Here is a 25,784-nt window from a genome sequence, read left to right as displayed (position 1 = left end):
GGACGTCCTCCCGGGGAGGCCACCCGGCGCGCCTTGACACATTCCATTACCCCAGACCATGATTCCATTAATTGACTAATGGATTTGAGGCGAAGTGCATGGCAGACGCATTCACTCCGGACGGCGCGTCCGGCGCATGGGCGCTGGAGGCCCGCGGCCTGGGTAAGCGCTACCGTCGCGGCTGGGCGCTGCAGGACATCTCGTTCCGGCTGCCGGCCGGCCGGATCTGCGGTCTCGTCGGCCCCAACGGGGCCGGGAAGAGCACCCTGTTGGGGATCGCGACCCGGCAGGTGCAGCCCACGGGAGGTGACCTCCGCGTCTTCGGTGTACCCGTGGACGACCCCGAGGTGATGCCCAAGTTCGCGTTCCTCGGGCAGGACAAGCCGCTGTTCAAGCGGTTCACCGTGGCGGAGACGCTGCGCATGGGCAGCGAGCTCAACCCCGGCTGGGACGCGGCCGCGGCGGAGCGGATCGTCCGGTCGGGACAGGTGCCGTTGGACGCCCGCGTCGGCGCGCTCTCCGGTGGTCAGCGCACCCGCGTCGCGTTCGCGCTGGCCTTCGGCAAGCGGCCCGACCTGCTGCTGCTCGACGAGCCGATGTCCGACCTCGACCCGCTGGCCCGCCATGACATGAGCACCCTGCTGATGTCGGAGGCCGTCGAGCGCGGGACCACGGTGGTGATGTCCTCCCACATGCTCACCGAGTTGGAGGACATGTGCGACTACCTGCTCGTACTCGCCGACGGCAGGGTCCGGATGGCGGGTGACGCGGACGCGCTCGTCCCGGCCCACGCACTGGTGACCGGGCTCGCCCAGGACGGGAACCCGGCCGCCGCGCTGGCACCCCACACCGTGATCGAGTGCCGCGTCCAGGGCCGGCAGTTCCACGCGCTGGTGCGGACGAACGGCCCCCTGTCGAGCGACTGGGTGGTCGCCGAACCGAGCCTGGAGGAGGTACTGCTGGCACATCTCCGCTCGCCGGACGCGCCCCCGTTGTTCACACCCGGTGCCCGTATCGAGGCCGAAGGGAGCCACACCTCATGAGCACCACCCTGACCGACTCCCCCCGGACCGGGCGCACCCCCGGGCCCCGCATGCTGCGCGGGCTGAGCTGGCTCGTCGTGCGCCAGCACCGGGCCACCCTGCTCAGTCTGCTCGCCGTGACGGTCCTCGGCTCGATCTGGCTCGTCTACGAGCGCACCCACATGAAGGACCTCCTGGACGCCGCGGGCTGGCCGGGGAAGGAACTGGCGCAGCCGACGATCGATTCGGACGGTGTGGGTCTCGTCATCGCCGCGCTGGGCGGGCTGCCGCTGATCCTCGCCGTCTTCGTCGGCGCCCCGCTGATCGCGGGAGACCAGGAACAGGGCACCGCACAGCTGGTCACCACCCAGTCGGTGTCCCGCCGCCGCTGGGTGGCGACGAAGTTCGCCTGGATCTACGCGGCGGTGCTCGTGACCACTGCGGTGCTCTCGGCGCTGTTCACCTGGTGGTGGAAGCCCTACCGTTCGGTGTTCTCCAGCCAGTGGTCGGACGGGTCGGTGTTCGACAGCACCGGTCCGGTGCTCCCCGCGCTCTGTCTCTTCATGACCGCCGCCGGCATCACCATCGGTGTGCTGGTCCGCCGCGTCCTCGCCGCCATGGCGATCACATTCGTCTTCGCCGCGGCCGTCGGGGTCTTCTGGGACGTGATGCTCGTCCACCTCGCCCCGACCCGCACGCTCGTCTATCCGCTCGACGCGGACATGCCCGCGCGGTTGAACGAGTCGCTCGAGGTGGACCGCTGGATCGGTTCCGCCGACGGCCATCTCTACGGCTGGGGCCTGTGCGCCAAGGAGACCGAGGCGGCCTCCGACGCGTGCGTCAAGGAGCACGGCATCGTCAACAATGTCTACGAGTACCTCGGCTTCGACCAGATGCCGGCCATGCAGTGGACCGGGGCGGGCATCCTGCTCGCGGGTACCGCCGTACTGACCGCGTTCGTCCTGTGGCGGGTGTCCCGTCGCCCCCTCTAGGACCTGCCGCCGCAGGTACGCAGGGTTTCGGCAGTCGAAGGGGAGGTGAAGGCAGTGGTCGTGTTCCGCATCGACCGGCGCAGCGGAGTGGCGACATACCTCCAGATCGTGCGACAGGTCGAACAGGCGCTGCGCATGGGCGCCCTGGAGGAGGGTGACCGGCTGCCCACGGCCGCTCAGGTCGCGGCCGATACCAAGGTCAACCCGAACACCACCCTCAAGGCGTACCGCGAGCTGGAGCGCGCGGGCCTCGCCGAGGTCCGGCAGGGGGCGGGCACCTTCATCACCCGCTCCCTCGTCCCGCCCCAGGCGGGCGCCGACTCCCCTTTGCGCACGTCGCTCGCCGAGTGGCTGAACGAGGCACGGTCGCAGGGACTCAGCGGCCAGGAGGTCGACGCCCTCTTCCGGTCGGCCTACGCGGCCGTGTATCCGGCTGAGGCGGATGCCGGCTGAGGCGCGGCACCGTCCGCCTCGTGGACGAGGAGTGCCCGGTCCCCCGGTGGGGGGCCGGGCACCGTCATTCCCGCGCGGGGTAGTCGCCCGTGGCGCCGTCGGTCCGCTCGCGCAACAGGTCCGCGTGACCGTTGTGGCGGGCGTACTCCTGGATCATCACCAGATACACCCAGCGGAGGCTGACGATCCGGCCGCGGGTTGCCGACACGAAGGTCTCGTCGAGCCCGCACCCCGCCACGGCGGCGTCGCACACCTCGATCTCGGCGCGGAAGGCGGCGAAGTCGCGCTCGGCGTGAGCGGCGTCGACGCCTTCGATCCCTTCGTCGCCGTCACCCGGCTCGGTGAAGACATCACCGATCGGCTCACCCGCGAAACTCCGGCGGAACCACCAGCGTTCGATCTCCGCCATGTGCCGCACCAGGCCGAGGAGGGTGAGGTCCGACGGCTCGACAGCGGTGCGCGCAAGCTGTGCCGGAGCGAGCCCGGCGCACTTGGTGAGCAGCGTCTCGCGGTGCCACTGGAGCCAGCCTTCCAGCATGGCCCGCTCGTCCGCGGTGCTCGGGACGTTCAGCTGGTCGCCGTCAGCTGTCGTACGTTCGATGCGAGGTGCCGTCCATGTCATGACGGCCATCCTCACACCGCCGCGCACACCACTCAGGTCAGTTCCCGCAGGAGCGGCTCCGGGTCCGCGAGCAGAAACAGGTGACCGCCGTCGGGGACGGTGCGCAGCTCGGCGCCCGGGATCTGCGCGTGCGCCCAGCGCGCCACCTCGATGGGGACGTTGCCGTCCGCCTCGCCGTGGAGGAAGAGGGTCGGCACGGAGACCGAGCCCAGCGGGTCCGGCAGCGGGCGGGAGTACCCGGCGAGGTCGGTGATGGCCGCGTCCACTCCCTGGCGCTGACCCTCGGACGTGTCCACGTCGGACAGCGCCCGGAAGGCGGGGGTGCTCATGATCAGCCGGTCGGAGCGGGGCCAGGCATCGAGGTTCGGCTCGTTCCTCGTCTTCTTGAAGATGCCCTTCCCCGCGAGCATCGGCCGGGCGATCGCCGGAGCCCGGACGACGATCCGGTTCAGCCACTTGACCAGCGGGATCCGGCGCGCGTACGCCTCGCGGGGAGCTCCGGGAACGGCGGCGCACGCGAGGATCAGTTTCGTCACCCGCCCGGGGTGCTTCTGGGCCGCCGAGAGCGCGTACCCGCCGCCGCCCGAGATCGCCACGAGCGCGGCCCGCTCGTGGCCGAGGTGGTCGAGCAGGGCCACGAAATCGTCGTTCCAGCGGTGGAAGCCGCGACCGGGTACGGGGTCGGTCTCGCCGTACCCCGGACGGTCCGGGAAGACCAGACGCAGGCCCGCGTCCGTCGCCGCCTGCCGCAGAGCGAGGCCCTCGTAGCGGCTGCCGGGGGTGCCGTGGAGCACGATCACGGGCGGGGCGGCGGGGTCGCCGTACGAGCAGTACGCGATACGGCGCCCGCTCGGGGCCGTCAGGCGGTGTGTCTCCGGCAGTTCCGTCTCCGGCAGGTCCGTCGGGGAGGGGGTCATCTCTGCTCCTCGTGGGATACGGGGGTTGCGGCAGCGGCGGCGATTCCGCCGATGACGAAGTCGAGGCCGAAGGAGAACCGGCGGCCGTAGTCGTGGTGATCCGCGAACACCGACGCGGCCCGGCGTTCCGGCGGGAGCTGGTGCAGTTCCAGATCACCGCGGCCGAGGCGGATCGCCACGTGGCCGGTGACGAAGTCGTGCAGGGTGCCGTACGCGTACGCGGCGGCCTCCTCGTCGAGCCCCGCGCTGCGCAGCGCCGCCACGACCCGGTACGCGACGTCGTCGGCGCCGGGCCCGACCAGCGGGGCGCGGCGGTGTGCCTCAAGGATGACGGGGTGCCGCATGAGCAGGTCGTGGAGCGTGTTCGCGAACAGCCGGACGGTGCCGCGCCAGTCGTCCGGCCAGTCCACCGACCGGGTCACCTCGCCGACGATCCGGGACACCAGCGCGTGCTGGAGCGCGTCGATGCCACCCGTCGTGCGGTGGATCGCCATCGGTGACACGCCCAGCCGGTCGGCCAGCGCGCGGAAGCTCACGGCATCGAGCCCCTGGTCGTCGGCCAGCTCGGTCGCCGTGCCCAGGATCGCTTCGAGCGTCACCGCCCGGGGACGACCGTTCTTCGGAGTGCTTGCCTTCTCGACCACCATGCCCGCACCATATCGATACGCGTAACGAAACTTCAATGGGAGCGCTCATGACGGAGTTGCACGACCTCACCGCTCTGGAGCTGGCCACCGCCTACGCATGCGGTGACACGAGTCCCACCGAAGTGGTGGATCATCTGCTGGACCGGATCGGGGGCGGCGACCGGGTGGGGGCGTTCACCACCGTGTCGGCCGACCGGGCCCGCGTCACGGCGGCCGAGGCCGAACGTGTCCTGCGGTCGGGGGATCGCACCGGGCTGCCGCGCCTGTTCGGCGTACCCACCGCGGTCAAGGACCTGGAAGCCACCGCGGGCGTACGCACCACGCTGGGTTCCGCGCTGTTCCGCGACTGGATTCCGGAGCACAACGACGAGATCGTCGACGTCATGGCCGACGCCGGGCTGATCAGCCTCGGCAAGACCACCGTTCCCGAGTTCGGGGCCGCCTGCTACACCGAGCCCGAGGTGTCCGCCCCGGCACGCAGCCCGTTCGACCTCCGCCGCAGCGCGGCGGGCAGCAGCGGCGGGGCGGCGGCCGCGGTCGGGGCCCGGCTGGTACCGATCGCACAGGGCAGTGACACCGCCGGTTCGGTGCGCTCCCCCGCGAGCGCCTGCGGCGTGGTCGGGCTCAAGCCCAGCCGCGGACTCGTCACCGCGGGCCCGGCCGGCAACGACGGGATGGGGCTCTCCGTGCGCGGCCCGCTGGCCCGCACGGTCCGCGACACCGCCGCGTTCCTGGACGCGCTGACCACCCGTACCGGGGCCGGCACCGTGCATCCGCCCCGGGTCGACAGCTACGAGCGCGCCTGCGACGCACCCGTGCCACGGCTGCGGATCGCGCTCGCCCAGGGGGCGGTCTCGGGCGCGCCCGTGGATCCCGAGGTCGCCGCCGCCGCGGAGCTCACCGCCCGTACGCTGGCCGGGCTCGGCCATGATGTGTTCGTCCGGGACCAGACGCCGGACGCCGAGCTCACCGAGGGCTTCCGGGTGATGTTCACGGCACTGGTGGGGTCCAGGACCATGACGTTCGACGAGTCGGCCCTGCGTCCGATCGTCCGCCATCTCCGTTCCCGTTCACTGGAGTTCACCGCGGCCGAGCTGGCCGCCTCGATCGGTGTGGTCCAGGCCCGCGCCCGCGCCTGGGCACTCGACTACGCGGACGCGGACGTGGTAATCACCCCGACCGTGACCACCCCGCCCACGCTCGTCGGCCAACTCCGCGACGACTCGGACCCGGCGGCGGAGCTGGCCGCGATGACCGCGTTCACGGGCAACACCGTCCTGGCGAACGCCACCGGCTTCCCGGCCATCAGCCTTCCGCTGGGCTGGAGTTCGCAGGGCCTGCCGCTCGGGGTCTCACTCACGGCCGGATGGGGCCGCGAGGATCTGCTGCTCTCCGTGTCGGCCGCACTGGAGGAGGCCCTGCCGTGGGCCCACCGCTACGGCGACCGGACTTAGACCGACCGGCAATTGGGGGGCGGCGTCGCGGGGCTGGGTGCGCGCATCTGCCGCGTTGTCGTCAATCACCATGGCTCCGCCATGCCTCAATCCTCCGCCTTGCAGCTGCACGCACCCAGCCCCGCTCCTTCTCCCACCCCCCCAATTGCCGGTCGGTCTTAGAGCCTGCCGCCTGGATCATGCCGACCGAGCCCGAGCAACGTCAGATTCGAGGGAGGAACGGCCGACACACCTCACGGCCAGGGTCTCGCGCTGGTACTGGAGGAATCCGCCCAGCGACGCACGCTCGTCGCCCACCTGCGGAGGTCTGTTTCTCGGGCCGTCATTCATCGCGTCATCATGCCAAGCGCGCCAACAGTGCGCCCGATCTTTCCGCCAGGGCGGAACGCCTCAGGATGCGCTGCTGCTTCTACGACTGCCGCTGCTCCTGCTCCTGCTCGGCCAGCAAAGGGAACAGTCTGGTGACCGCGGCCACGGCAACGGCGCCCGCCGGGCGCGTGCCGGGCCGCTGGTCCCGTTCGCGGTAGCCGGCCAGCAGAAGGCGGACGGAGGCGGCGAGTTCGGCCATCTCCGCCGGGGTGAGGTGGACCACGGCGCTGAAGGATTCGTCGTGCTGCCACTCGGCGGGCGCCTGGTCCCGATGGGCCGGCCGGTGCTGATAGCTCTCGTCCTCCAGCCCGCGTGCGAGCGCGTCGAGCTGTTCCGGCGCTGCCTGATCCGACTGGTCCGCGGACTCCCGACGGAGCCGCCACGGCCGGGCCCGCCCGCCCTTGTGCGGGACTTCCTCGATGAGGCCGTGCCGCGCGAGCTGACGCAGATGGAATGAGCAGAGGCCGGAGCTGTGGCAGGCCGGCCCTGGCCGCCGCGGCGCGGCGGCCAGGGCCCAACGCCTGACCCACGCCCAGGGCTTCAGCCGAGGCCGTCGGTCGCTGTCGGCCCAGGGGCCAGCACGAACCAGCGCGCGGGCAGCGCGACGCGCGCACCGTCGGGCAGGTACTCGGTCTGGGCCAGGGTGGTCGCGCCCTCGGCCAGTGTGGTGAGGCCGGCCTCCTGGAGCAGCCGCCGTACCTCCTCCTCCGTGGCGCTCGCCGGCTTGAGCCCGTGCCGCAGCACCCGGCGCAGTTTCTCCGGCGGGCCGTCCGGCCCCTGCGCCACCAGCTGGAGCACATCCTTGGAGGCCGGGGTCGGCTCGGTGACGAAGGCCCGTCCGCGCTCCCCCAGCAGCACCGCGACCGCCGCGGCGACGGCGGGCCTGGCCTCGGGCTCGCTCTGGTGGATCACCGCACGCATATACACATTGGTGTCGCCGATCCGCTTGTGCAGGGCCGCCACGGCCTCCGCGTCGACGAGGTCGAACTGGTCGAACTCGGCGACGCCCTCGCTGTCCGCGCGGCGGGCGTGCGCGATGGCCGCGTGCGCGAGGTCCACACCGATCGCGCGGGCGAAACGGGTGGCGAGATAGCGGGTCTGAGTACCGTTTCCGCAGCCGAGGTCGACGACGGGCAGCGAGGTGTCGGCGTGCGGCAGCAGAAGTTCGGTGTCGGGTACGGAGGTGAGGGACGGGTCGGAGTCCCAGATCGCCTCGCCGGGCAGGTCCGAGGTGGCGGCCCAGAAGCCCTCCCACGCCTCGCGGTAGTGCTGTGACACGTCCATGCGCGCTTCCTGGGTCCGTTCGTCGTGCGGCGTTCTGCTCAGGACCGGACTACCGTCCCGGGACGGGCCGCGGCAAGACCCCGCACAGCATCCACCCGCTCGTGGCGAGGACTTCACCAGGTGTGCGACCTGGGCCCCTGGATCCCGCTGAGCGCCTGTTCGAACCAGACGGTCTTGCCGTGCGCCGTGGTACTGGTGCCCCATTCGCGGGCCAGGCTGCTCACCAGGAGCAGGCCGCGCCCGGACTCGTCGTGGAAGGCCCCGGCCACGGGTCGGGGCCGGCCGGGGAAGCCGCCGGCCGGCCCGCCGTTCCTTCGGACGGTCAGTCCTCGTGCCCGAGTTGGAGGTCGCGTTCGGTGCGTCCGCCGCCCGCGACCTGGAGGACGGTGGCCACCGGCGGATAACCGGCCGCGATCACCGTGTACTCGCCGGTGGACAGGTCCACGAATCGGAAGGCCCCGTCGGGCCCCGTGGTCAGTGTGTCGACCACATTGCCCGCCGCGTCCAGGAGGGTGACCCGGGCGTCCTCGACGGGCCGGCCGCCGCTCGCCCGTACGATGCCGCGCAGCACCGCCCCGCCGGCGAGTTCGATGTCCTGCCGGGTCTCCCTGGCCGCCTGCACGCTCACCGGCAGCGCGGCGGGCCGGAAGGCGGGGGCGCTGGCGGCGAGGGTGTACTCCCCGGCCACCAACTCCGTGATCACATACCCGCCTTCGCGGCCGCTGCGGGTGGACGCGACGACCTCGCCGCGGACATCGGTGAGGGTGACGGCGGCATCGCGCACCGGGATGCCGTCGGCGGTGACGACGGTCCCGGCGAGACGCCCGGCTCCGCCGAGCACCACATCGAGCTCGACGGGCCGTTCGCCCACGGTGACGCTGACGGCCTGCGGCTGGTGTCCGCCGGCCGCGGCGATGAGGACGTACGAACCGGCGCCGGGCACACTCAGCGCGTACCGCCCGTCGTCGCCGCTCGCGCCCCGTCCGACCTGCTGGCCCTGGACGTCGATGAGAGTGAGGGCGGCGCGCGGCACCTTCGTACCGTCGGGGTGCTGGACGCTGCCGCACACCGGCACGCCGGACAGGTAGAAGGGTGGTGGCGGAGCGGCCTCGGTGGTCGTGGAAGTGGTGCGGGCGGCAGGAACGGTTGCGGACTCGGCGGCGTTTTCGGGGCTGTGGTGGGACACCAGCGGTTTCTCCTTGAGGAAGAAGGCGAAGAACAGGCCGAGCGCGAGCACCGGCACGAGGTAGAGGAAGATCCGCGGCATCGCGTCGGCGTACGCCTGGATATAGCTGTCGCGCAGCGCGGGCTCCATCGCATGGACCAGCTGCGGGGTGATCGACTCGGGGTCGGGGAGGTCCGCCCCGGACGGCAGGCGGACGGCGAGCGCGTCCGCGAGACGGCCCGCGAAGAGCGTCCCGAAGACGGCGGCGCCGACGCTGCCGCCGATCTGCCGGAAGTAGTTGTTGGCACTGGTGGCGGAGCCGATGTCGGCGGGCTCGACGGAGTTCTGCACGGCGAGCACCAGTACCGGCATGATCAGCCCGATCCCGATGCCGAGCACGGCCTGCGCGATGCTGCATTCGAGGCGTGGGGTATCGGTTTCGAGGCGGGAGAGCAGCCACATCCCGACCACCGAGATCGCGCCGCCGAGGATCGGGTGGATGCGGTAGCGGCCGGTGCGGGAGATCATCTGGCCGGAGACGACGGACGCGATGACGATGCCGCCCATCATCGGGAGCATCAGGAGCCCGGATTCGGTGGCCGTGGCGCCGTCGACCATCTGGAGGAAGGTCGGCAGATAGCTGGCGGCGCCGAACAGCCCCACTCCGACGACCGCCCCGACGAGCGCGGTGACATTGAAGATCGAGTCACGGAACAGCCGCAGCGGAATGATGGGTTCGGCTGCCCGGTGCTCGACGACCAGGAACAGCAGGGTCGTTCCGACGGCTCCGGCCCCCAGCCCGAGGATGGTGCGCGATCCCCACGCGTACTCCGTACCGCCCCAACTGGTCAGCAGCACCAGGCAGGTGGAGGCGGCCGCGAGCAGCAGCGCGCCGAGGACGTCGAGGCGGGGCCGGACGGTGGGCCTGGGGAGTTTCAGTACGACGGTGATGACGGCGAGCGTGACCAGGCCGAACGGGACGTTGATGTAGAAGCACCAGCGCCAGGAGGCGTGGTCGGTGAAGAATCCGCCGAGCAGCGGGCCCGCCACGGACGCGAGGCCGAACGCGGCACCGATGAGCCCCATGAACCGGCCGCGCTCCCGGGGCGGTACGACGTCCGCGATGATCGCCTGGACCCCGATCATCAACCCGCCACCGCCGATGCCCTGGACGGCGCGGAAGGCGATCAGCTCGTCCATGGTGCGGGACCAGCCGGCGAGCGCGGAGCCGATGACGAAGACGACGATGGCGAACTGGAAGACGCCCTTGCGGCCGAAGAGGTCGCCGAGCTTTCCGTAGATCGGCAGTCCGATCGTGGAGGCGAGCAGATACGCGGTGACGGCCCAGGACATCTTCTCCAGGCCGTGCAGCTCGCCGACGATCTTCGGCAGCGCCGTGGCGACGATCATCTGGTCGAGCGCCGCGAGCAGCAGCGTGAGCATCAGCCCGAGGAAGATCAGCCGGATGCGGCGGGGGCTGGTCTCCGGTACGCCGGACGGGGCGGGGGCCGCGGTCGGTTCCGCCGCGGCGGGAGGTGGCGGGGCCGGCCCGTCGGGCGGCGCGGCAGCCGTCTCGGCGGTCCCCGCGCCGCCCGGCTCCTCCTCCAACAGAGTGATCCCACCCACCACGTGCCGCTCCCCTCGTCGCGTCTGCGCCGCCCATTTCTGCCATTGGGCAACAAGGGAGGGCAAACGCGACGGAGGGGCGCCGACGGCGCGCTCGGGGGCTTAGTTCCCGGTGGGAGCCACTACGGCGCACAACCCACCGGCCGAGAAAACCACCCGAACCGGTGAGGCCGGTCAAGAGCGGGTCGGGCTACTTCTCGACCTCGGCGGCGAGGTTCTGCAGCAGCTCGTCGTAGATCCGCCCGAGCCCCTTGGGCGCGAAGGTCCTCTCGAAGAATCCGCCGATGCCGCCGGCACCGTTCCAGACGGCCGAGACGACGGCCTTCGACCTGCCCTCACCGGCCGGGGTGACGGTCCAGGTGGTGACCATCGAGGAGTTGCGGTCCTTCTCCACGAGCTGACCGTCGGTGGGCTCGGTGACCTCCAGCAGACAGTCGCGCACCCGCTTGCTGGTGGCCTGGAGCTTCCAGTGGACGAGGGTGCCCTCGCCGTCACCGCCCTCGCGCACCTCGTACTCGCTGAAGTGTCCGGGCAGCACCTTGCCCCGGACCTCCTTGTAGTCGGCCAGCGCGTCGAACACCGTCTCCGCGTCCGCCGCGATGACTCGCTCTGTCGTGGCCTCGACCTGCGCCATGGCTGTTCCTCCAGCACTCGGTTGTTCGGGGGTGTGCTGAGCCAACCACCTCCGGCACGCCGCTCAAAATCCGGTCCGGGACGAAGGGGAGAAAACGATCAAGGGAACACGTGTTCTATTCTCTGTCCAGTGCTACCGAGGAGGCGTCCATGCGCTGGGACAATCTGGTCGAGAACCCCGCCACGACCGGGAACAGCGCGCTCTTCACCGCCGACGCGGTGACCACGCGCACCTTTGACACCCCCGAATTCCGGGGGATCACCTTCCATGAGATCCGGGCCCGCTCGATCGTGAACCGGGTGCCGGGCGCATCGCGGATGCCGTTCGAATGGACCGTCAATCCGTACCGAGGCTGCTCGCACGCCTGTGTCTACTGTTTTGCCCGCAAGACCCACAGCTATCTGGATCTCGACACCGGCCTCGGCTTCGACTCCCAGATCGTCGTCAAGATCAACGCCCCCGAGCTGCTCCGCGGCCAGCTGGCGTCCAGCCGCTGGCACGGCGCGCACATCGCGATGGGCACCAATGTCGACTGCTACCAGCGCGCCGAGGGACGGTACCGATTGATGCCCGGCATCATCTCGACCCTGCGCGATCACGCGAACCCGTTCTCGATCCTGACCAAGGGAACGCTGATCCTGCGCGATCTGGAACTGCTGCGACAGGCGGCCGAGGTCACCGATGTCGGCATCTCCGTCTCGGTCGGCTTCGTCGACGACGCGCTGTGGCGCACCGTCGAGCCCGGCACCCCCTCCCCCGCGCGCCGTCTCGACGCCGTCCGCACCCTGAGCGAGAACGGCATCGACTGCGGCGTGCTGATGGCCCCCGTCATCCCGTTCCTCGGCGACCATCCGGACCAGCTGCGCGCCACGGTCCGCGCGATCGCCGCCGCCGGGGCGACCTCGGTGACCCCGCTCGTCCTCCATCTGCGGCCCGGCGCCCGGGAGTGGTACATGCAGTGGCTCGGGAACCACCACCCCCATCTGGTGCGGCGGTACGAGCGGCTGTACGCCGAGGGGGCCTACGCGCCCAAGTGGTACCAGCGCCGCATCACCCGGTACGTCCACGAGCTGGCCACCGAGTTCGGCATCGGGCCCTCGCACCGCGGCGCGGCCCGGCGACTTCCCGCGCGGAAGGAACAGCAGAGGGAACAGCGGTCACCGCTCGACAACCCCGGGCCCACGCAGCTGACCCTGCTCTGATCTGCCGGAACCAACGCGGGCAAACGGGTCAACTCTTGACGTAACAGGTCCCTCCTGGCGCGAATGCGGGGAGCATGCGGCGGGGGCTGCGCCACGCGCAGCCGTGTTTCCCCCACCACGGGAGGGCATATGACGAAACGTTCAGGAATTCTGTTCGCCGTCGGTGCGACGGTCGCCGGTCTGGTGACCGCCGCACCGTCCCCGGCGACCGCCGACAACGGTGCGCGGCCCGCCGCCGCACCGCTCGAATGGACCGACTGCGGCACCAAGTCGTATCCGCGGCTGCAGTGCTCATCGGTCAGTGCACCACTCGATCATGACGATCCGTCGGGCCGGCGGATCACGCTCGCCCTGTCCCGCATCCCGCACACCGCGAAGACCTTCCAGGGCCCGCTGCTCGTCAACCCGGGCGGCCCCGGGGGCAGCGGCCTGTCGATGGCCGGATTCGTGGCGTCCTCCCTGCCGAAGGCGGTCGCCGCCCAGTACGACGTGATCGGCTTCGACCCGCGCGGCGTCGGCAAGAGCAAGCCGGCGCTGGACTGCGTGCCGAAGTACTTCGATCCGCTGCGCCCCGACTCGATGCCGGACTCTCCGGGCGTCGAGCAGGCCAACCGGAACCGGGCCCGTTCGTTCGCCGAGGCGTGCGGGCGCAAGTACCCGGATCTGCTGCCTCATATGGACACGGTCAGCGCCGCGAAGGACCTCGACGTGATCCGGCGGGCCACCGGCTCCCGGCAGCTCAACTACTTCGGGTACTCGTACGGCACCTACCTCGGCGCGGTGTACGCCAAGCTGTTCCCGGAGCGGGTGCGACGTTTCGTCCTCGACTCGAACGTCGACCCGGACGGTGTCTGGTACGACGACAACATCAGCCAGGACTACGCCTTCGACGCCCGCCACAAGGCGTTCGCCGCCTGGGTGGCGAAGCACGACTCCGCGTACCGGCTCGGCACCGACCCGGCGAAGGTCGAGAGCACCTGGTACGCGATGCGCGATGCCGTCAAGGCACACCCCGCGGGCGGCAAGGTCGGCCCGAGCGAGCTGGAGGACACCTTCCTGCCGGGCGGCTACTACAACGGGTACTGGCCGTCCCTGGCCGAGGCGTTCGCCGCGTACGCGAACGACGGCGACCAGAACGCGCTCGTGAAGGCGTACAAGAAGTTCGGCGCGGTCGACGCCGAGGGCGACAACGGGTACTCGGTCTACTCGGCCGTGCAGTGCCGCGACGCCCAGTGGCCCCGGCAGTGGAACACCTGGCGCGGCGACAGCCAGCGGGTGCACGTCAAGGCACCCTTCTTCACCTGGAACAACAACTGGTACAACGCCCCGTGTGCCGACTGGCCGGTGGAGCCGCTGAATCCGGTACGCGTCTCCAACAGCGCCCTCCCGCCGGTGCTGCTCTTCCAGGCCACCGATGACGCGGCCACGCCGTACGAGGGCGGGGTCACCCTGCACCGCAGACTGCGCGGCTCCAGCCTGGTCGTCGAGCAGGGCGGCGGCAATCACGGCATCACGCTGAGCGGCAACGACTGTCTGGACACCTATCTGGCGGACTATCTCGCCAAGGGCATCGTCCCGCGCGGCGCGGGCAGCCGGGCCGACGCGGACGCGGTGTGCGCCAAGTCCCCCGACCCGCAGCCGCTGACCGGCGAGGCGTCGTCGAAGTCGGCGCGGCGGACGGATTCCGGCAGCAGGGGCAGCATCCTGCACGGGCTGCTCGGCTTCCGCGGCTGACGGCCCGCGGTCCGGATCGCGTACGGGCCGTCCTGGTGGATGCGTCAGGATGGCCCGTATGACGACACGGACCACGCCCGCCCCGCCGTCCGACGTACGGGTGCGGGACATGACCGTCGACGACTGCGAGGCGGTCACGCGGATCCGGGTACGCGGCTGGCAAGCGGCGTACCCGGGACTGATACCGCAGTCGTACCTGGACGACATGGACCTCTCCGTCGCCGAGGACGCCGAACGGCGCCGCGCGTCCTTCACCGGGGGCTGCACGATCGTGAACCTGGTGGCCGAGCGGCCGGGCCCAGGAGTGATCGGCTGGGCCTGCTACGGGCCGTACCGCGAGAAGGGCAGGCCGCTCGCGCGGGGCGAGCTGTACGCGCTCTATGTGGCGCCCGAGCAGATCGGGACCGGGGCGGGCCGCGCCCTGATGGCGGAGATACTCACCCGCACCGAGGCCGGCGGCTTCCCGGACCTTGCGCTGTGGGTACTGAAGGAGAACGCCCCGGCCCGCCGGTTCTACGAGCGCGCGGGCTTCCGTCCCGACGGCGCCGAGGAGTCCTTCGAGGCGGACGGTGTGCTGGTGCCCGAGGTGCGGTACGTACGCGCCCTCGGCGGCCCCGCCGCCTCCTGAGCCCGGCGCTTCCTCAGGCCCTGCCCAGGCGGCCGAGCGCGTCGCGTGCGGCGCCGCCCAGCCTCGGGTGCGGCAGTGCCGACTCCAGCAGCGGGCGGGCCTGCTCGTCCCCCAGCTGCCCGAGCCCCTCCACGCAGGCGAGCGCCACCCGCCAGTGCGGATCGTCCGGGGCGAGCAGCCGTTCCAGGGTGCGCATCAGCGCCGGCACGGACTCCGGGGCCCGCAGCGCGGTGAGCAGCCGCACCGGGTGCAGGGCGTACGCGGTGCGCAGGGTGTTGGTCGCCAGGGCCGCGGCGGCCCGGGGCGTGCGGGGGTCGCCGAGGCGCACCAGGGCGTGGGCGGCGGAGACGCAGCGCTCCGGGTCCCGGTGGTTGAGCAGCAGGACCAGCGCCTCGAAGGCCCGTCGGTCTCCGCCGCAGCCGAGCCGGAAGGCGGCGATCTCGCGGGCCCAGAGCGGGCGTTCGCGTTCCACCAGGACGCGGGCCAGCTCCTCCTCGTCCTCGGTGGCGAGCAGTCCGCGGTACGCCGCCGACTCCCCCGCCGCGTCCGCTTCGTCAGCAAGCCGGTCCGCCAGCGACCGGAACTCCTCGTCCATGACCGTCAGCGTATCGGCGGGGACTCTGCGTATCGAGGGGCGGGGGAAATGTGGCATGGCGCACAACGATCCAGGGCTGGCGCGCTCGTTACCCGGCAGTTAATCTCATGTGAGCGGGACACGATCCCCGCTTGCTCCGGTGGCCTGGTGACGCAGCCACCCGGAGTGCTTGTCGGTTCGGCTGCTTTGCGAGACGTGACTCCGGGACAGAGTCCGTCGCCCCTTCCGGGTCCGGGCGTGCTCATCGCGCCCCGGCCCCGAGTACCACGACACGCAATTCCCGCACGTGTCGCGCCGGTTCTCCTTCTCAGTGCGCGCCGTGCCTCCTCACAGTCGTCACTCATTCTCTGGAGTCCCGTGATGGACACCCCGCTCAGCACCATTGCCGTCGTCGGTCTCGGCACCATGGGCACCGGCATCGCCGAGGTCCTGGCCCGCGCCGGCCACGAGGTCATCGGCATCGACATCAGCGACGCGGCCGCCCGTCAGGCCGTCGCCGCCCTGGAAACCTCGACCGCCCGCGCCGTGCGGCGCGAGCGGATCACCGAGGAGGAGCGGACCGACGTCCTCGCCCGCTTCCGCACCTTCGCCGACCTCCGGGCCGCCGCGGAGGCGGAGCTGGTCATCGAGGTCGTGCCCGAGTCGTACGAGATCAAGCAGCAGGTCTTCCGGGAGCTCGACGCGATCGTCTCCCCCACCGCGATCCTGGCGACCGGCACCAACGCCCTGTCGGTGACCCGGCTGGCCGCCGAATCGCTGCGCCCCGAGCGCGTGCTCGGTCTGCACTTCTTCAACCCGGCGCCGGCGATGAAGCTGGTCGAGGTGGTCTCCTCGGTGCTGACCGCGCCGCCGGCCGTCGAGGCGGTCACCGCGCTCGCCCGCAGCCTGGGGAAGGAACCGGTCGCGGTCGGCGACCGGCCGGGCTTCGTCGCCGACGGGCTGCTGTTCGGCTACCTCAACCAGGCCGCCGCGATGTACGAGGCCAACTACGCCTCCCGGGAGGACATCGACGCGGCGATGAAGCTCGGCTGCGGTCTGCCGATGGGTCCGCTCGCCCTGCTCGACCTGATCGGGATCGACACCGCCCGTACCGTCCTGGAGGCGATGTACGCCGAGTCGCACGACCGGCTGCACGCCCCGGCGCCGGTGCTCAGGCAGCTGAGCGAGGCGGGGCTGACCGGCCGCAAGTCGGGCCGCGGCTTCTACACGTACGAGGAGACCGGCAGCCAGACCGTGGTGCCGGACGCGCTGACCCCGCGGGACAACGGCTCGGCGGTGGCCGGGCGCACGGTGCGTTCGGTGGGCGTCGCGGGTTCCGGGACGATGGCCTCGGGGATCGCCGAGGTCTTCGCCAAGGCCGGGTACGACGTGGTGCTCGCCGCCCGCGGCCAGGAGAAGGCGGACACGGCGAAGGGCCGGATCGCCAAGTCGCTGGAGCGTTCCGTCACCAAGGGGCGGCTGACGGCCGAGGCGCGGGACGGGGCCCTGGCCCGGATCACCGCGGCCGGTTCGCTGGACGCCTTCGCCGATGTCGATCTCGCGGTGGAGGCCGTCGCCGAGGACCTGGCGGTCAAGCAGCAGTTGTTCGGGACTATGGACAAGGTCTGCAAGCCGGGTGCCGTCCTCGCCACCACCACCTCGTCGCTGCCGGTCGTGGCGATCGCGCGGGCCACCTCGCGTCCGCAGGACGTGATCGGTATGCACTTCTTCAACCCGGCGCCGGCAATGAAGCTGGTCGAGGTGGTCCGTACGGTGCTCACCGCCGACGACGTCCATGCCACCGTCCGCGAGGTGTGCGGCAAGGTCCGCAAGCACCCGGTGGACTGCGGGGACCGGGCCGGTTTCATCGTGAACGCGCTGCTGTTCCCGTACCTCAACAACGCGATCAAGATGGTCGAGGAGCACTACGCGACCCTGGACGACATCGACGCCGCGATGAAGCTGGGCGGCGGCTACCCGATGGGCCCGTTCGAACTGCTCGACGTCGTCGGTCTCGATGTCTCGCTGGCCATCGAGAAGGTGCTGCACAGCGAGTTCCGCGACCCGGGCCTGGCTCCGGCGCCGCTGCTCGAACATCTGGTGGCCGCCGGCTGCCTCGGCCGCAAGACGGGGCGCGGCTTCCGCGAACATGCCCGGCGCTGAGATCGGAGCCGGGTGGGGAGGGCTGCTCGATCCGTCGGGCGGCCCGCCCCCACGGGCGCACTCTCCCGACCTGATGCAGTACGTTCACACCATGTCCCAGCCCGCCAGGTCCCCCCGTGTCTCCGCCGCGCCCGACACCCAGGAAAGTGCCGCAGGCACGCGCGCCGCCGCCCAACGGCTCAAAATGCGCCGTGAGCTGGCCGCCGCGGCGATGGAACTCTTCGCCACGAAGGGGTACGAGGCGACGACGGTCGACGAGATCGCGGGCGCCGCCGGAGTCGCCCGGCGGACCTTCTTCCGGCACTTCCGCTCCAAGGAAGAGGCGATCTTCCCGGACCACGACGACACCCTCGTCAGGGCCGAGGCCGTCCTCAATGCCGCACCGGCGCACGAGCACCCCCTCGACACCGTCTGCCGCGGCATCAAGGAAGTCATGAAGATGTACGCGGCGAAGCCCGCGGTCTCCGTGGCCCGTTACAAACTGACCCGCGAGGTCCCCACCCTGCGTGAGGCGGAGATCGCCTCGGTGGCCCGCTACGAGCGGCTGTTCACCCGCTATCTGCTGGGCCATTTCGACGAGCGCGACCACCATGTCGGCAATGACGACCCGCTGCTGGCGGAGGTCGCGGCGTCCGCCGTCGTCACCGCGCACAACCATGTGCTGCGCCGCTGGCTGCGGGCGGGCGGCGAGGGCGATGTGGAGGCACAGCTCGACCATGCCTTCGCGATCGTCCGCGACACCTTCGGGACCGGCATCGGGGCCGGCCGGACCGTCGGCGCCGAGCCCGCGAAGCAGCCGGCCGCCTCGGTGACGTCCCAGGGCGAGGTGCTGGTCGCCGTGGCACGGACCGACGCACCGCTCGACGAAGTGATGCGCACGATCCAGCAGGCGCTCAAGGACCGCTGAACGGGGGCGTGCCGCACCGGCACGCCCCTGCCCCCGCTTCCGTCCCCGTCCCGCACCGAAACCTGGTTGCCGCACCCGCGCGCCGGTGCTGTGGTGGGCGGATGAATCATGATCACGAAGCACTCCTGACCCTTTTCGACCGCGAGATGCGCGAGCACGCCCGCCCCGACGGCCCCGGCGTCCGGGTCGAGCGCACCGGCGACGTCGTACGGCAGGTCGGCGCGGCCGACGACTGGAACGGCGTCGTCTGGTCGGCCCCGGACCTGGATCCCGCGCGGACGGACGCGGTGATCGCGGCACAGGTGGCGCACTACGCGGCGCTCGGGCACGGCGAGTTCGAGTGGAAGCTGTACGCCCACGACCGGCCGGCCGATCTGGCCCAGAGGCTCCTGGCGGCCGGTTTCGAGGCGGAGGAGCCGGAGACCCTGCTGGTCGCCCCGGTCGAAGAGCTCTCGACGGCGGTGGAGCTCCCCGACGGCGTGCGGCTGCGCACCGTGAGCGACGCGGACGATGTGGAGCTGATGGCCCGCGCCCATGAGCGGGCGTTCGGCTCCGACTGGTCACGGCTGCGGCATCAGGTGCTGGCCCGGCTGTCCGAGGACCCGGACGGCTTCGTCGGAGTCCTCGCCATGGTGGGCGACGAGCCGGTGAGCTCGGCCCGGATGGAGCTGTACCCGGGCACGGGCTTCGCGGGGCTCTGGGGCGGCGGCACGGTCGAGGCGTGGCGCGGGAAGGGCATCTACCGGGCCCTGGTGGCCTTCCGCGCCCGGATCGCGGCGGAGCGCGGCTACGGCTACCTTCAGGTCGACGCCTCCGACATGAGCAGCCCGATCCTCCGGCGACTCGGATTCCTGGCCCTGAGCACCACGACGCCCTATGTGTACCGGTCGCACTGATCGATCATTCGCGGTCACTTACAGGGCATTCCCCCATGAAACCCCCCTCTCATTGCTCATACGTGCCCGGCGGGTGACAACTGAGAGAAAATGTTGGCACCGAGTGCCTTGCCAGGTGTCACGGAGTGCCATACGTTGAAGTTGTCCGGGCGGCCGGCGTGCTGAGATCTCGCGTACGCCGGCTGTCCCCGCAAGCGATTTGCCTGCGCGCCCGGACGCCTGCGTCACAGGCAAACCCTTCTGCTCCACAGAGCAAGCCGAAGCTTTGACAGCCGAACCGACGGCAGCACCTCCACACCACACCGCTCCCCCTCTTGCTCGCAGGGACTCGCAAGCGTTCCCTCAGCGCCCCCATCCGCCGGAGGCACACCGTGAAGGAAATCCTGGACGCGATCCAATCGCAGGACAGTACAGCCGCGGATTTCGCGGCCCTGTCCATCCCTGAGTCGTACCGCGCGGTGACCGTGCACAAGGACGAGACCGAGATGTTCCACGGGCTCGCCACTCGCGACAAGGACCCCCGCAAGTCGCTTCATCTCGACGAGGTCCCGGTGCCCGAACTCGGACCCGGCGAGGCCCTGGTCGCCGTCATGGCGAGCTCGGTGAACTACAACTCGGTCTGGACCTCGATCTTCGAGCCGATGGCCACCTTTGGCTTCCTCGAGCGCTACGGAAAGCTCAGCGAGCTCACCAGGCGTCACGACCTGCCGTACCACGTCATCGGCTCCGACCTGGCGGGCGTCGTCCTGCGCACCGGTCCCGGCGTCAACGCCTGGCACCCCGGCGACGAGGTCGTCGCACACTGCCTCTCGGTCGAACTGGAGTCCTCGGACGGCCACAACGACACGATGCTCGACCCCGAGCAGCGCATCTGGGGCTTCGAGACCAACTTCGGCGGCCTGGCGGAGATCGCACTCGTCAAGTCCAACCAGCTGATGCCGAAGCCGCAGCACCTCAGCTGGGAGGAGGCCGCGGCTCCGGGCCTGGTCAACTCCACCGCGTACCGCCAGCTCGTCTCGCGCAACGGCGCGGGCATGAAGCAGGGCGACAACGTGCTGATCTGGGGCGCCAGCGGCGGACTGGGCTCGTACGCCACGCAGTTCGCCCTGGCCGGCGGCGCCAACCCGATCTGTGTCGTCTCCAGCGAGCAGAAGGCGGACATCTGCCGGAAGATGGGCGCCGAGGCGATCATCGACCGCAACGCCGAGGGCTACAAGTTCTGGAAGGACGAGCACAACCAGGACCCGCGCGAGTGGAAGCGGTTCGGCAAGCGCATCCGTGAACTCACCGGCGGCGAGGACGTGGACATCGTCTTCGAGCACCCGGGCCGCGAGACCTTCGGCGCCTCGGTGTACGTGACCCGCAAGGGCGGCACGATCGTCACCTGCGCCTCCACGTCCGGCTACAACCACGAGTACGACAACCGCTACCTGTGGATGTCGCTGAAGAGGATCGTGGGCTCGCACTTCGCCAACTACCGCGAGGCGTGGGAGGCCAACCGGCTGGTCGCCAAGGGCAAGATCCACCCCACGCTGTCGAAGGTCTACTCCCTGGAGGAGACCGGGCAGGCCGCGTACGACGTCCACCGCAACCTCCACCAGGGCAAGGTCGGCGTGCTGGCGCTGGCGCCGCGCGAGGGGCTGGGCGTGCGCAACGAGGAGCTGCGCGAGCAGCACATCGACGCGATCAACCGTTTCAGGAACATCTGACATGAGTGGCCGTCAGAAGGACCGCCCGTGGCTCATGCGGACGTACGCCGGTCACTCGACCGCCGAGGCGTCCAACGAGCTCTACCGGCGCAACCTCGCCAAGGGCCAGACCGGCCTGTCGGTCGCCTTCGACCTGCCGACGCAGACCGGATACGACCCCGACCACATCCTCGCCCGCGGCGAGGTCGGCCGGGTCGGCGTGCCGGTGTCGCACCTCGGTGACATGCGCCGGCTGTTCCAGGACATCCCCCTGGAACAGATGAACACCTCGATGACGATCAACGCCACCGCGATGTGGCTGCTGGCGCTCTACCAGGTGGTCGCGGAGGAACAGGGCGCCGATCCCACCAAGCTCCAGGGCACCACGCAGAACGACATCGTCAAGGAGTACCTCTCGCGCGGGACGCACGTCTTCCCGCCCGGTCCCTCGCTGCGGCTGACCACCGACATGATCACGTACACGGTCAACCGCATCCCGAAGTGGAACCCGATCAACATCTGCAGCTACCACCTGCAGGAGGCGGGGGCCACTCCGGTCCAGGAGATCGCGTACGCCATGTCGACGGCGATCGCCGTGCTCGACGCGGTCCGTGAATCAGGGCAGGTGCCCGAGGAGAAATTCGGCGATGTCGTCGCCCGTATCTCCTTCTTCGTGAACGCGGGCGTCCGCTTCATCGAGGAGATGTGCAAGATGCGCGCCTTCGGCCGGATCTGGGACCAGGTCACCCGCGAGCGGTACGGCATCACCGACGCCAAGCAGCGCCGCTTCCGCTACGGCGTCCAGGTCAACTCGCTCGGCCTGACCGAGGCGCAGCCGGAGAACAATGTCCAGCGCATCGTCCTGGAGATGCTGGCCGTCACGCTCTCCAAGGACGCCCGCGCCCGCGCCGTCCAGCTGCCGGCCTGGAACGAGGCGCTGGGGCTCCCCCGGCCCTGGGACCAGCAGTGGTCGCTCCGTATCCAGCAGGTGCTCGCGCACGAGAGCGATCTGCTGGAGTACGAGGACATCTTCGCCGGGTCGCATGTGATCGAGGCCAAGGTGGACGAGCTGGTCACCGAGTCGCTCGCCGAGATCGACCGGATCGAGCGGATGGGCGGCGCCATGGCGGCCGTCGAATCCGGCTACCTGAAGTCCGAGCTGGTCTCCTCGCACGCCGCCCGCCGGGCCCGGATCGAGGGCGGCGAGGAGCGGATCGTCGGCGTCAACATCTACGAGACGACAGAACCGAACCCGCTCACCGCGGACCTCGACGGGGCGATCATGACGGTCGACCCCGCCAATGAGGCCAGGGTCGTCGCCGCCCTCCACGACTGGCGCGACAACCGCGACGAGGCCCGCGCGACCGAGGCGCTGGCCGCGCTGAAGAAGGCCGCCGCGGGCACCGAGAACATGATGGAAGCGACCGTGGAGTGCGCCCGCGCGGGTGTCACCACCGGCGAGTGGTCCTGGGCGCTACGCGATGTCTTCGGCGAGTTCCGGGCCCCGACGGGCGTCTCGTCCGCGCCGGTCGCGGTGACCGCCGAGGCGGGCACCCCGCTGGCCCTGGTCCGCGAGAAGGTCGCCCGCACCGCGGCCGACCTGGGCGCCGGACGGCTGCGGCTGCTGGTCGGCAAGCCGGGCCTGGACGGGCACTCCAACGGCGCCGAGCAGATCGCCGTACGGGCCCGTGACGCCGGTTTCGAGGTCGTCTACCAGGGGATCAGGCTGACCCCCGAGCAGATCGTCTCGGCCGCTCTCGCCGAGGACGTGCACTGCGTCGGTCTGTCGATCCTGTCCGGCTCGCACGCCGAGCTCGTACCGGACGTGCTCACCCGGCTGCGCGAGGCGGGCGCCGCCGACATCCCGGTCATCGCGGGCGGAATCATTCCGCCCGCCGACGCGTCGGCCCTGATCGGGGCCGGTGTCGCCGCCGTATTCACCCCGAAGGATTTCGGTATCACGGAGATCATCGGCCGTATCGTCGACGAGATCCGGAAAGCGAACAAGCTCGACCCTCTGGAGGTCCCCGCATGACTGCCGTCAACCGCCTGCGTCCGCGCCGTTCGTGTCTGGCAGTGCCCGGCTCGAACCCCCGGTTCCTGGAGAAGGCCCAGGGCCTCCCCGCCGACCAGGTCTTCCTCGACCTGGAGGACGCCTGCGCGCCGCTCGCCAAGGAGGGCGCCCGGCACACCATCGTCGACGCGCTGAACAACGGTGACTGGACGGGCAAGACCCGGGTCGTGCGGGTCAACGACTGGACCACGCACTGGACCTACCGTGACGTCATCACGGTCGTCGAGGGCGCCGGCCAGAACCTCGACTGCATCATGCTGCCCAAGGTCCAGGACGCCCAGCAGGTCGTCGCCCTCGACCTGCTGCTGACCCAGATCGAGAAGACGATGGGCTTCGAGGTCGGGAAGATCGGCATCGAGGCGCAGATCGAGAACGCCAAGGGCCTGGTGAACATCGACGACATCGCCGCCGCCTCGCCTCGTCTGGAGACACTGATCTTCGGCCCGGCCGACTTCATGGCGTCGATCAACATGAAGACCCTGGTCGTCGGTCAGCAGCCGCCCGGGTACGGCGCGGACGCGTACCACTACATCCTGATGCGCATTCTGATGGCGGCCCGTACGCACGACCTCCAGGCGATCGATGGTCCCTTCCTGCAGATCCGTGACGTGGACGCGTACCGCGAGGTCGCGGGTCGTGCGGCGGCGCTGGGCTTCGACGGCAAGTGGGTGCTGCACCCGGGTCAGGTCGATGCGGCCAACGAGGTGTTCTCGCCCTCGCAGGAGGACTACGACCACGCCGAGCTGATCCTCGACGCGTACGAGTGGTGCACCTCCGAGGAGGGCGGCAAGAAGGGATCGGCGATGCTCGGCGACGAGATGATCGACGAGGCGAGCCGCAAGATGGCCCTCGTCATCGCGGGCAAGGGCCGCGCGGCCGGGATGCAGCGCACCTCCAAGTTCGAAGCGCCGGAGGCCTGATCATGCAGTTCGGACGCACATACGAGGAGTTCGAGGTCGGTGCCGTCTACAAGCACTGGCCCGGGAAGACGGTCACCGAATACGACGACCACCTCTTCTGTCTGCTGACCATGAATCATCACCCGTTGCACATGGACAGCAACTACGCGGAGCGGACCACCGATTTCGGAAAGAACGTTGTCGTCGGCAACTACATCTACTCGCTACTGCTCGGCATGTCCGTTCCGGACGTCTCCGGAAAGGCGATCGCCAATCTGGAGGTCGAGTCGCTGAAGCATGTCGCACCGACCTTCCACGGCGACACGATCTACGGCGAGACGACCGTTCTCGACAAGACTCCGTCAAGGTCCAAGAGCGACCGCGGAATCGTTCACGTGGAGACCAAGGGGTACAAGCAGGACGGCACGCTGGTCTGCGTGTTCCGTCGCAAGGTGATGGTCCCCACCGAGACCTACATCAAGGAGCGCGGCGGCGAGCAGCCCGGCCGCCCCGAGCTGAACCAGCCTTCGCAGAAGAACGTGGAGAAGTAGCCATGACGCGACTCGCCCAGACCGCCGGTCTCAATGACGTCCAGCAGGAAATCCTCTCCACGGTCCGGGATTTCGTCGACAAGGAGATCATTCCGGTCGCGACCCAGCTGGAACACCGTGACGAGTACCCCACCGAGATCGTGGAGGGGCTCAAGGAACTCGGCCTGTTCGGGCTGATGATCCCCGAGGAGTACGGGGGGCTGGGTGAGTCGCTTCTCACATACGCGCTGTGCGTGGAGGAAATCGCCCGCGGCTGGATGAGCGTGTCGGGAATCATCAACACGCACTTCATCGTGGCGTACATGCTCAAGCAGCACGGCACCCAGGAGCAGAGGGACACGTTCCTGCCGCGCATGGCGCTGGGCGAGGTCCGGGGCGCGTTCTCGATGTCCGAGCCGGCGCTGGGCTCGGACGTCTCGGCGATCACCTCCAAGGGCATCAGGGACGGCGAGGAGTACGTCCTGAACGGCCAGAAGATGTGGCTGACGAACGGTGGCACGTCCTCGCTCGTCGCCGTCCTGTGCCGGAGTGACGAAGGCCACCCCGAGGGGACCGCCCCACACAAGTCGATGACCACATTCCTGGTGGAGAAGGAGCCCGGCTTCGGCGAGGTCCGGCCCGGACTCACCATCCCCGGCAAAATCGACAAAATGGGTTACAAGGGCGTCGACACGACCGAACTCATCATGGACGGGCTACGAATTCCGGCCAATCGGGTACTGGGCGGCACCACCGGCCGAGGGTTTTACCAAATGATGGACGGAGTCGAGGTCGGCCGGGTGAATGTGGCGGCACGTGGCTGTGGCGTCGCACAGCGTGCATTCGAGTTGGGTGTTTCCTACGCCCAGCAGCGTCAGACCTTCGGAAAGCCGATCGCCCAGCACCAGGCGATCCAGTTCAAGCTGGCCGAAATGGCCACCAAGGTCGAGGCCGCCCATGCGATGATGGTAAATGCGGCCCGCAAAAAGGACTCCGGGGAACGAAACGACCTGGAGGCAGGGATGGCGAAGTACCTCGCCTCCGAGTACTGCAAGGAAGTCGTCGAGGACGCCTTCCGTATCCACGGCGGTTACGGCTTCTCCAAGGAGTACGAGATCGAGCGCCTCTACCGGGAGGCCCCGATGCTGCTTATCGGTGAAGGTACCGCCGAGATCCAGAAAATGATCATCGGGCGCCGACTCCTCGAGGAGTACCGGTTCCAGGGGTGATTGTCCCTTTCGAGGCGATTTAGCCGCGAAGAAAATCACACCCTGTCACCCTCGGCCGGTGCCTTCCAACCGTCC

Annotated in this window: 23 protein-coding genes and 1 pseudogene; 15 read left to right on the top strand and 9 right to left on the bottom strand. The window is 70.1% G+C overall.

Features of this window, described 5'->3' with window-relative positions; translation table 11 throughout:
- Positions 1–98: 98 nt before the first annotated feature.
- The 3 genes from OG978_RS34435 to OG978_RS34425 are packed head-to-tail and all read left to right on the top strand — an operon-like array spanning position 99 to position 2,467.
- On the top strand, positions 99–1,043 hold the full coding sequence (locus OG978_RS34435) for an ABC transporter ATP-binding protein (RefSeq protein ID WP_326768969.1): 945 nt from the start codon (positions 99–101) through the stop codon (positions 1,041–1,043).
- Entirely contained in the window at positions 1,040–2,014 is a 975-nt protein-coding gene (locus OG978_RS34430; RefSeq protein WP_326768968.1) for an ABC transporter permease, read from the top strand. The genes OG978_RS34435 and OG978_RS34430 overlap by 4 nt, the downstream gene beginning before the upstream one ends.
- 45 nt (positions 2,015–2,059) lie before the next feature.
- Positions 2,060–2,467: a GntR family transcriptional regulator gene (locus OG978_RS34425; protein WP_326768967.1), complete on the top strand. Its 408-nt coding sequence runs from the start codon at positions 2,060–2,062 to the stop codon at positions 2,465–2,467.
- Between the two features lie 64 nt (positions 2,468–2,531).
- Here the strand turns inward: OG978_RS34425 and OG978_RS34420 are convergent, their stop codons facing one another.
- The 3 genes from OG978_RS34420 to OG978_RS34410 are packed head-to-tail and all read right to left on the bottom strand — an operon-like array spanning position 2,532 to position 4,653.
- On the bottom strand, positions 2,532–3,089 hold the full coding sequence (locus OG978_RS34420) for a DinB family protein (protein WP_326768966.1): 558 nt from the start codon (positions 3,087–3,089) through the stop codon (positions 2,532–2,534).
- 32 nt (positions 3,090–3,121) lie between these two features.
- The gene (locus OG978_RS34415; RefSeq protein WP_326768965.1) at positions 3,122–4,006 is read right to left on the bottom strand and encodes an alpha/beta fold hydrolase; all 885 of its coding nucleotides are present in this window, start codon (positions 4,004–4,006) and stop codon (positions 3,122–3,124) included.
- Positions 4,003–4,653 (bottom strand): TetR/AcrR family transcriptional regulator, encoded by a 651-nt coding sequence (locus OG978_RS34410; RefSeq protein WP_326768964.1) that lies wholly within the window; start codon positions 4,651–4,653, stop codon positions 4,003–4,005. The genes OG978_RS34415 and OG978_RS34410 overlap by 4 nt, the downstream gene beginning before the upstream one ends.
- Before the next feature lie 47 nt (positions 4,654–4,700).
- Between OG978_RS34410 and OG978_RS34405 the strand changes: the two genes are divergently transcribed.
- Entirely contained in the window at positions 4,701–6,107 is a 1,407-nt protein-coding gene (locus OG978_RS34405) for an amidase (protein ID WP_326768963.1), read from the top strand.
- A 409-nt stretch (positions 6,108–6,516) separates the two neighbouring features.
- On the opposite strand, the pseudogene OG978_RS34400 reads toward OG978_RS34405, so the two are convergent.
- The 5 genes and pseudogenes from OG978_RS34400 to OG978_RS34380 form a co-directional block, all read right to left on the bottom strand.
- Positions 6,517–6,951: pseudogene (locus tag OG978_RS34400) on the bottom strand (ArsR family transcriptional regulator); the annotation flags it as partial.
- A 65-nt stretch (positions 6,952–7,016) separates the two neighbouring features.
- Positions 7,017–7,760, bottom strand: a complete 744-nt coding sequence (locus OG978_RS34395; protein ID WP_326768962.1) for a class I SAM-dependent methyltransferase — start codon at positions 7,758–7,760, stop codon at positions 7,017–7,019.
- Between the two features lie 113 nt (positions 7,761–7,873).
- The gene (locus OG978_RS34390; protein WP_326768961.1) at positions 7,874–8,029 is read right to left on the bottom strand and encodes an ATP-binding protein; all 156 of its coding nucleotides are present in this window, start codon (positions 8,027–8,029) and stop codon (positions 7,874–7,876) included.
- Between the two features lie 53 nt (positions 8,030–8,082).
- The gene (locus OG978_RS34385) at positions 8,083–10,554 is read right to left on the bottom strand and encodes an MFS transporter (protein ID WP_326768960.1); all 2,472 of its coding nucleotides are present in this window, start codon (positions 10,552–10,554) and stop codon (positions 8,083–8,085) included.
- A 187-nt stretch (positions 10,555–10,741) separates the two neighbouring features.
- A complete protein-coding gene (locus tag OG978_RS34380; RefSeq protein WP_326768959.1) occupies positions 10,742–11,185 on the bottom strand; it encodes an SRPBCC family protein in 444 nt (147 codons plus the stop codon).
- A gap of 149 nt (positions 11,186–11,334) precedes the next feature.
- Between OG978_RS34380 and OG978_RS34375 the strand changes: the two genes are divergently transcribed.
- The 3 genes from OG978_RS34375 to OG978_RS34365 all read left to right on the top strand — a co-directional run bounded on the left by OG978_RS34375 (position 11,335) and on the right by OG978_RS34365 (position 14,749).
- Positions 11,335–12,387 (top strand): Rv2578c family radical SAM protein, encoded by a 1,053-nt coding sequence (locus OG978_RS34375; protein ID WP_326768958.1) that lies wholly within the window; start codon positions 11,335–11,337, stop codon positions 12,385–12,387.
- A 129-nt stretch (positions 12,388–12,516) separates the two neighbouring features.
- Positions 12,517–14,121, top strand: coding sequence for an alpha/beta hydrolase (locus OG978_RS34370; RefSeq protein WP_326768957.1), 1,605 nt, complete (start codon positions 12,517–12,519; stop codon positions 14,119–14,121).
- Positions 14,122–14,179: 58 nt separating this feature from the next.
- On the top strand, positions 14,180–14,749 hold the full coding sequence (locus OG978_RS34365) for a GNAT family N-acetyltransferase (RefSeq protein ID WP_326768956.1): 570 nt from the start codon (positions 14,180–14,182) through the stop codon (positions 14,747–14,749).
- 13 nt (positions 14,750–14,762) lie between these two features.
- Here the strand turns inward: OG978_RS34365 and OG978_RS34360 are convergent, their stop codons facing one another.
- Positions 14,763–15,344 (bottom strand): adenylosuccinate lyase, encoded by a 582-nt coding sequence (locus tag OG978_RS34360; RefSeq protein WP_326768955.1) that lies wholly within the window; start codon positions 15,342–15,344, stop codon positions 14,763–14,765.
- 360 nt (positions 15,345–15,704) lie between these two features.
- Here OG978_RS34360 and OG978_RS34355 point away from each other — a divergent pair, with 360 nt between their 5' ends.
- The 8 genes from OG978_RS34355 (at position 15,705) to OG978_RS34320 (ending at position 25,709) form a co-directional block, all read left to right on the top strand.
- On the top strand, positions 15,705–17,486 hold the full coding sequence (locus tag OG978_RS34355) for a 3-hydroxyacyl-CoA dehydrogenase family protein (protein WP_326768954.1): 1,782 nt from the start codon (positions 15,705–15,707) through the stop codon (positions 17,484–17,486).
- A 91-nt stretch (positions 17,487–17,577) separates the two neighbouring features.
- Complete coding sequence (locus tag OG978_RS34350; protein ID WP_326768953.1) at positions 17,578–18,393, top strand: TetR family transcriptional regulator; 816 nt, start codon at positions 17,578–17,580, stop codon at positions 18,391–18,393.
- Between the two features lie 101 nt (positions 18,394–18,494).
- Entirely contained in the window at positions 18,495–19,289 is a 795-nt protein-coding gene (locus OG978_RS34345; protein ID WP_326768952.1) for a GNAT family N-acetyltransferase, read from the top strand.
- A gap of 371 nt (positions 19,290–19,660) precedes the next feature.
- Positions 19,661–20,998 (top strand): crotonyl-CoA carboxylase/reductase, encoded by a 1,338-nt coding sequence (ccrA, locus tag OG978_RS34340; RefSeq protein WP_326768951.1) that lies wholly within the window; start codon positions 19,661–19,663, stop codon positions 20,996–20,998.
- Position 20,999: 1 nt separating this feature from the next.
- Positions 21,000–23,012 (top strand): protein meaA, encoded by a 2,013-nt coding sequence (locus tag OG978_RS34335; protein WP_326768950.1) that lies wholly within the window; start codon positions 21,000–21,002, stop codon positions 23,010–23,012.
- A complete protein-coding gene (locus OG978_RS34330) occupies positions 23,009–23,971 on the top strand; it encodes an HpcH/HpaI aldolase/citrate lyase family protein (RefSeq protein WP_266728439.1) in 963 nt (320 codons plus the stop codon). Before OG978_RS34335 ends, OG978_RS34330 begins: the two co-directional genes overlap by 4 nt.
- A gap of 2 nt (positions 23,972–23,973) precedes the next feature.
- Positions 23,974–24,501: a MaoC family dehydratase gene (locus OG978_RS34325; RefSeq protein WP_326768949.1), complete on the top strand. Its 528-nt coding sequence runs from the start codon at positions 23,974–23,976 to the stop codon at positions 24,499–24,501.
- 2 nt (positions 24,502–24,503) lie between these two features.
- The gene (locus OG978_RS34320) at positions 24,504–25,709 is read left to right on the top strand and encodes an acyl-CoA dehydrogenase family protein (protein ID WP_326768948.1); all 1,206 of its coding nucleotides are present in this window, start codon (positions 24,504–24,506) and stop codon (positions 25,707–25,709) included.
- The last annotated feature ends 75 nt before the right edge of the window (positions 25,710–25,784 follow it).

It is taken from the genome of Streptomyces sp. NBC_01591 (assembly GCF_035918155.1).
GTDB lineage: Bacteria > Actinomycetota > Actinomycetes > Streptomycetales > Streptomycetaceae > Streptomyces.
The sequence above is the reverse complement of the archived record's forward strand: the minus strand, read 5'-3'. Positions and strand labels throughout refer to the sequence as shown.

Bases quoted from the DNA above. Each gene is read 5' to 3' on its own strand.
- OG978_RS34435 (WP_326768969.1), top strand. From the start codon at position 99: ATGGCAGACGCATTCACTCCGGACGGCGCGTCCGGCGCATGGGCGCTG.
- OG978_RS34430 (WP_326768968.1), top strand. From the start codon at position 1,040: ATGAGCACCACCCTGACCGACTCCCCCCGGACCGGGCGCACCCCCGGG.
- OG978_RS34420 (WP_326768966.1), bottom strand. From the start codon at position 3,089: ATGACATGGACGGCACCTCGCATCGAACGTACGACAGCTGACGGCGAC.
- OG978_RS34415 (WP_326768965.1), bottom strand. From the start codon at position 4,006: ATGACCCCCTCCCCGACGGACCTGCCGGAGACGGAACTGCCGGAGACA.
- OG978_RS34410 (WP_326768964.1), bottom strand. From the start codon at position 4,653: ATGGTGGTCGAGAAGGCAAGCACTCCGAAGAACGGTCGTCCCCGGGCG.
- OG978_RS34405 (WP_326768963.1), top strand. From the start codon at position 4,701: ATGACGGAGTTGCACGACCTCACCGCTCTGGAGCTGGCCACCGCCTAC.
- OG978_RS34395 (WP_326768962.1), bottom strand. From the start codon at position 7,760: ATGGACGTGTCACAGCACTACCGCGAGGCGTGGGAGGGCTTCTGGGCC.
- OG978_RS34380 (WP_326768959.1), bottom strand. From the start codon at position 11,185: ATGGCGCAGGTCGAGGCCACGACAGAGCGAGTCATCGCGGCGGACGCG.
- OG978_RS34375 (WP_326768958.1), top strand. From the start codon at position 11,335: ATGCGCTGGGACAATCTGGTCGAGAACCCCGCCACGACCGGGAACAGC.
- OG978_RS34370 (WP_326768957.1), top strand. From the start codon at position 12,517: ATGACGAAACGTTCAGGAATTCTGTTCGCCGTCGGTGCGACGGTCGCC.
- OG978_RS34365 (WP_326768956.1), top strand. From the start codon at position 14,180: ATGACGACACGGACCACGCCCGCCCCGCCGTCCGACGTACGGGTGCGG.
- OG978_RS34360 (WP_326768955.1), bottom strand. From the start codon at position 15,344: ATGGACGAGGAGTTCCGGTCGCTGGCGGACCGGCTTGCTGACGAAGCG.
- OG978_RS34355 (WP_326768954.1), top strand. From the start codon at position 15,705: ATGGACACCCCGCTCAGCACCATTGCCGTCGTCGGTCTCGGCACCATG.
- OG978_RS34350 (WP_326768953.1), top strand. From the start codon at position 17,578: ATGTCCCAGCCCGCCAGGTCCCCCCGTGTCTCCGCCGCGCCCGACACC.
- OG978_RS34345 (WP_326768952.1), top strand. From the start codon at position 18,495: ATGAATCATGATCACGAAGCACTCCTGACCCTTTTCGACCGCGAGATG.
- OG978_RS34335 (WP_326768950.1), top strand. From the start codon at position 21,000: ATGAGTGGCCGTCAGAAGGACCGCCCGTGGCTCATGCGGACGTACGCC.
- OG978_RS34330 (WP_266728439.1), top strand. From the start codon at position 23,009: ATGACTGCCGTCAACCGCCTGCGTCCGCGCCGTTCGTGTCTGGCAGTG.
- OG978_RS34325 (WP_326768949.1), top strand. From the start codon at position 23,974: ATGCAGTTCGGACGCACATACGAGGAGTTCGAGGTCGGTGCCGTCTAC.
- OG978_RS34320 (WP_326768948.1), top strand. From the start codon at position 24,504: ATGACGCGACTCGCCCAGACCGCCGGTCTCAATGACGTCCAGCAGGAA.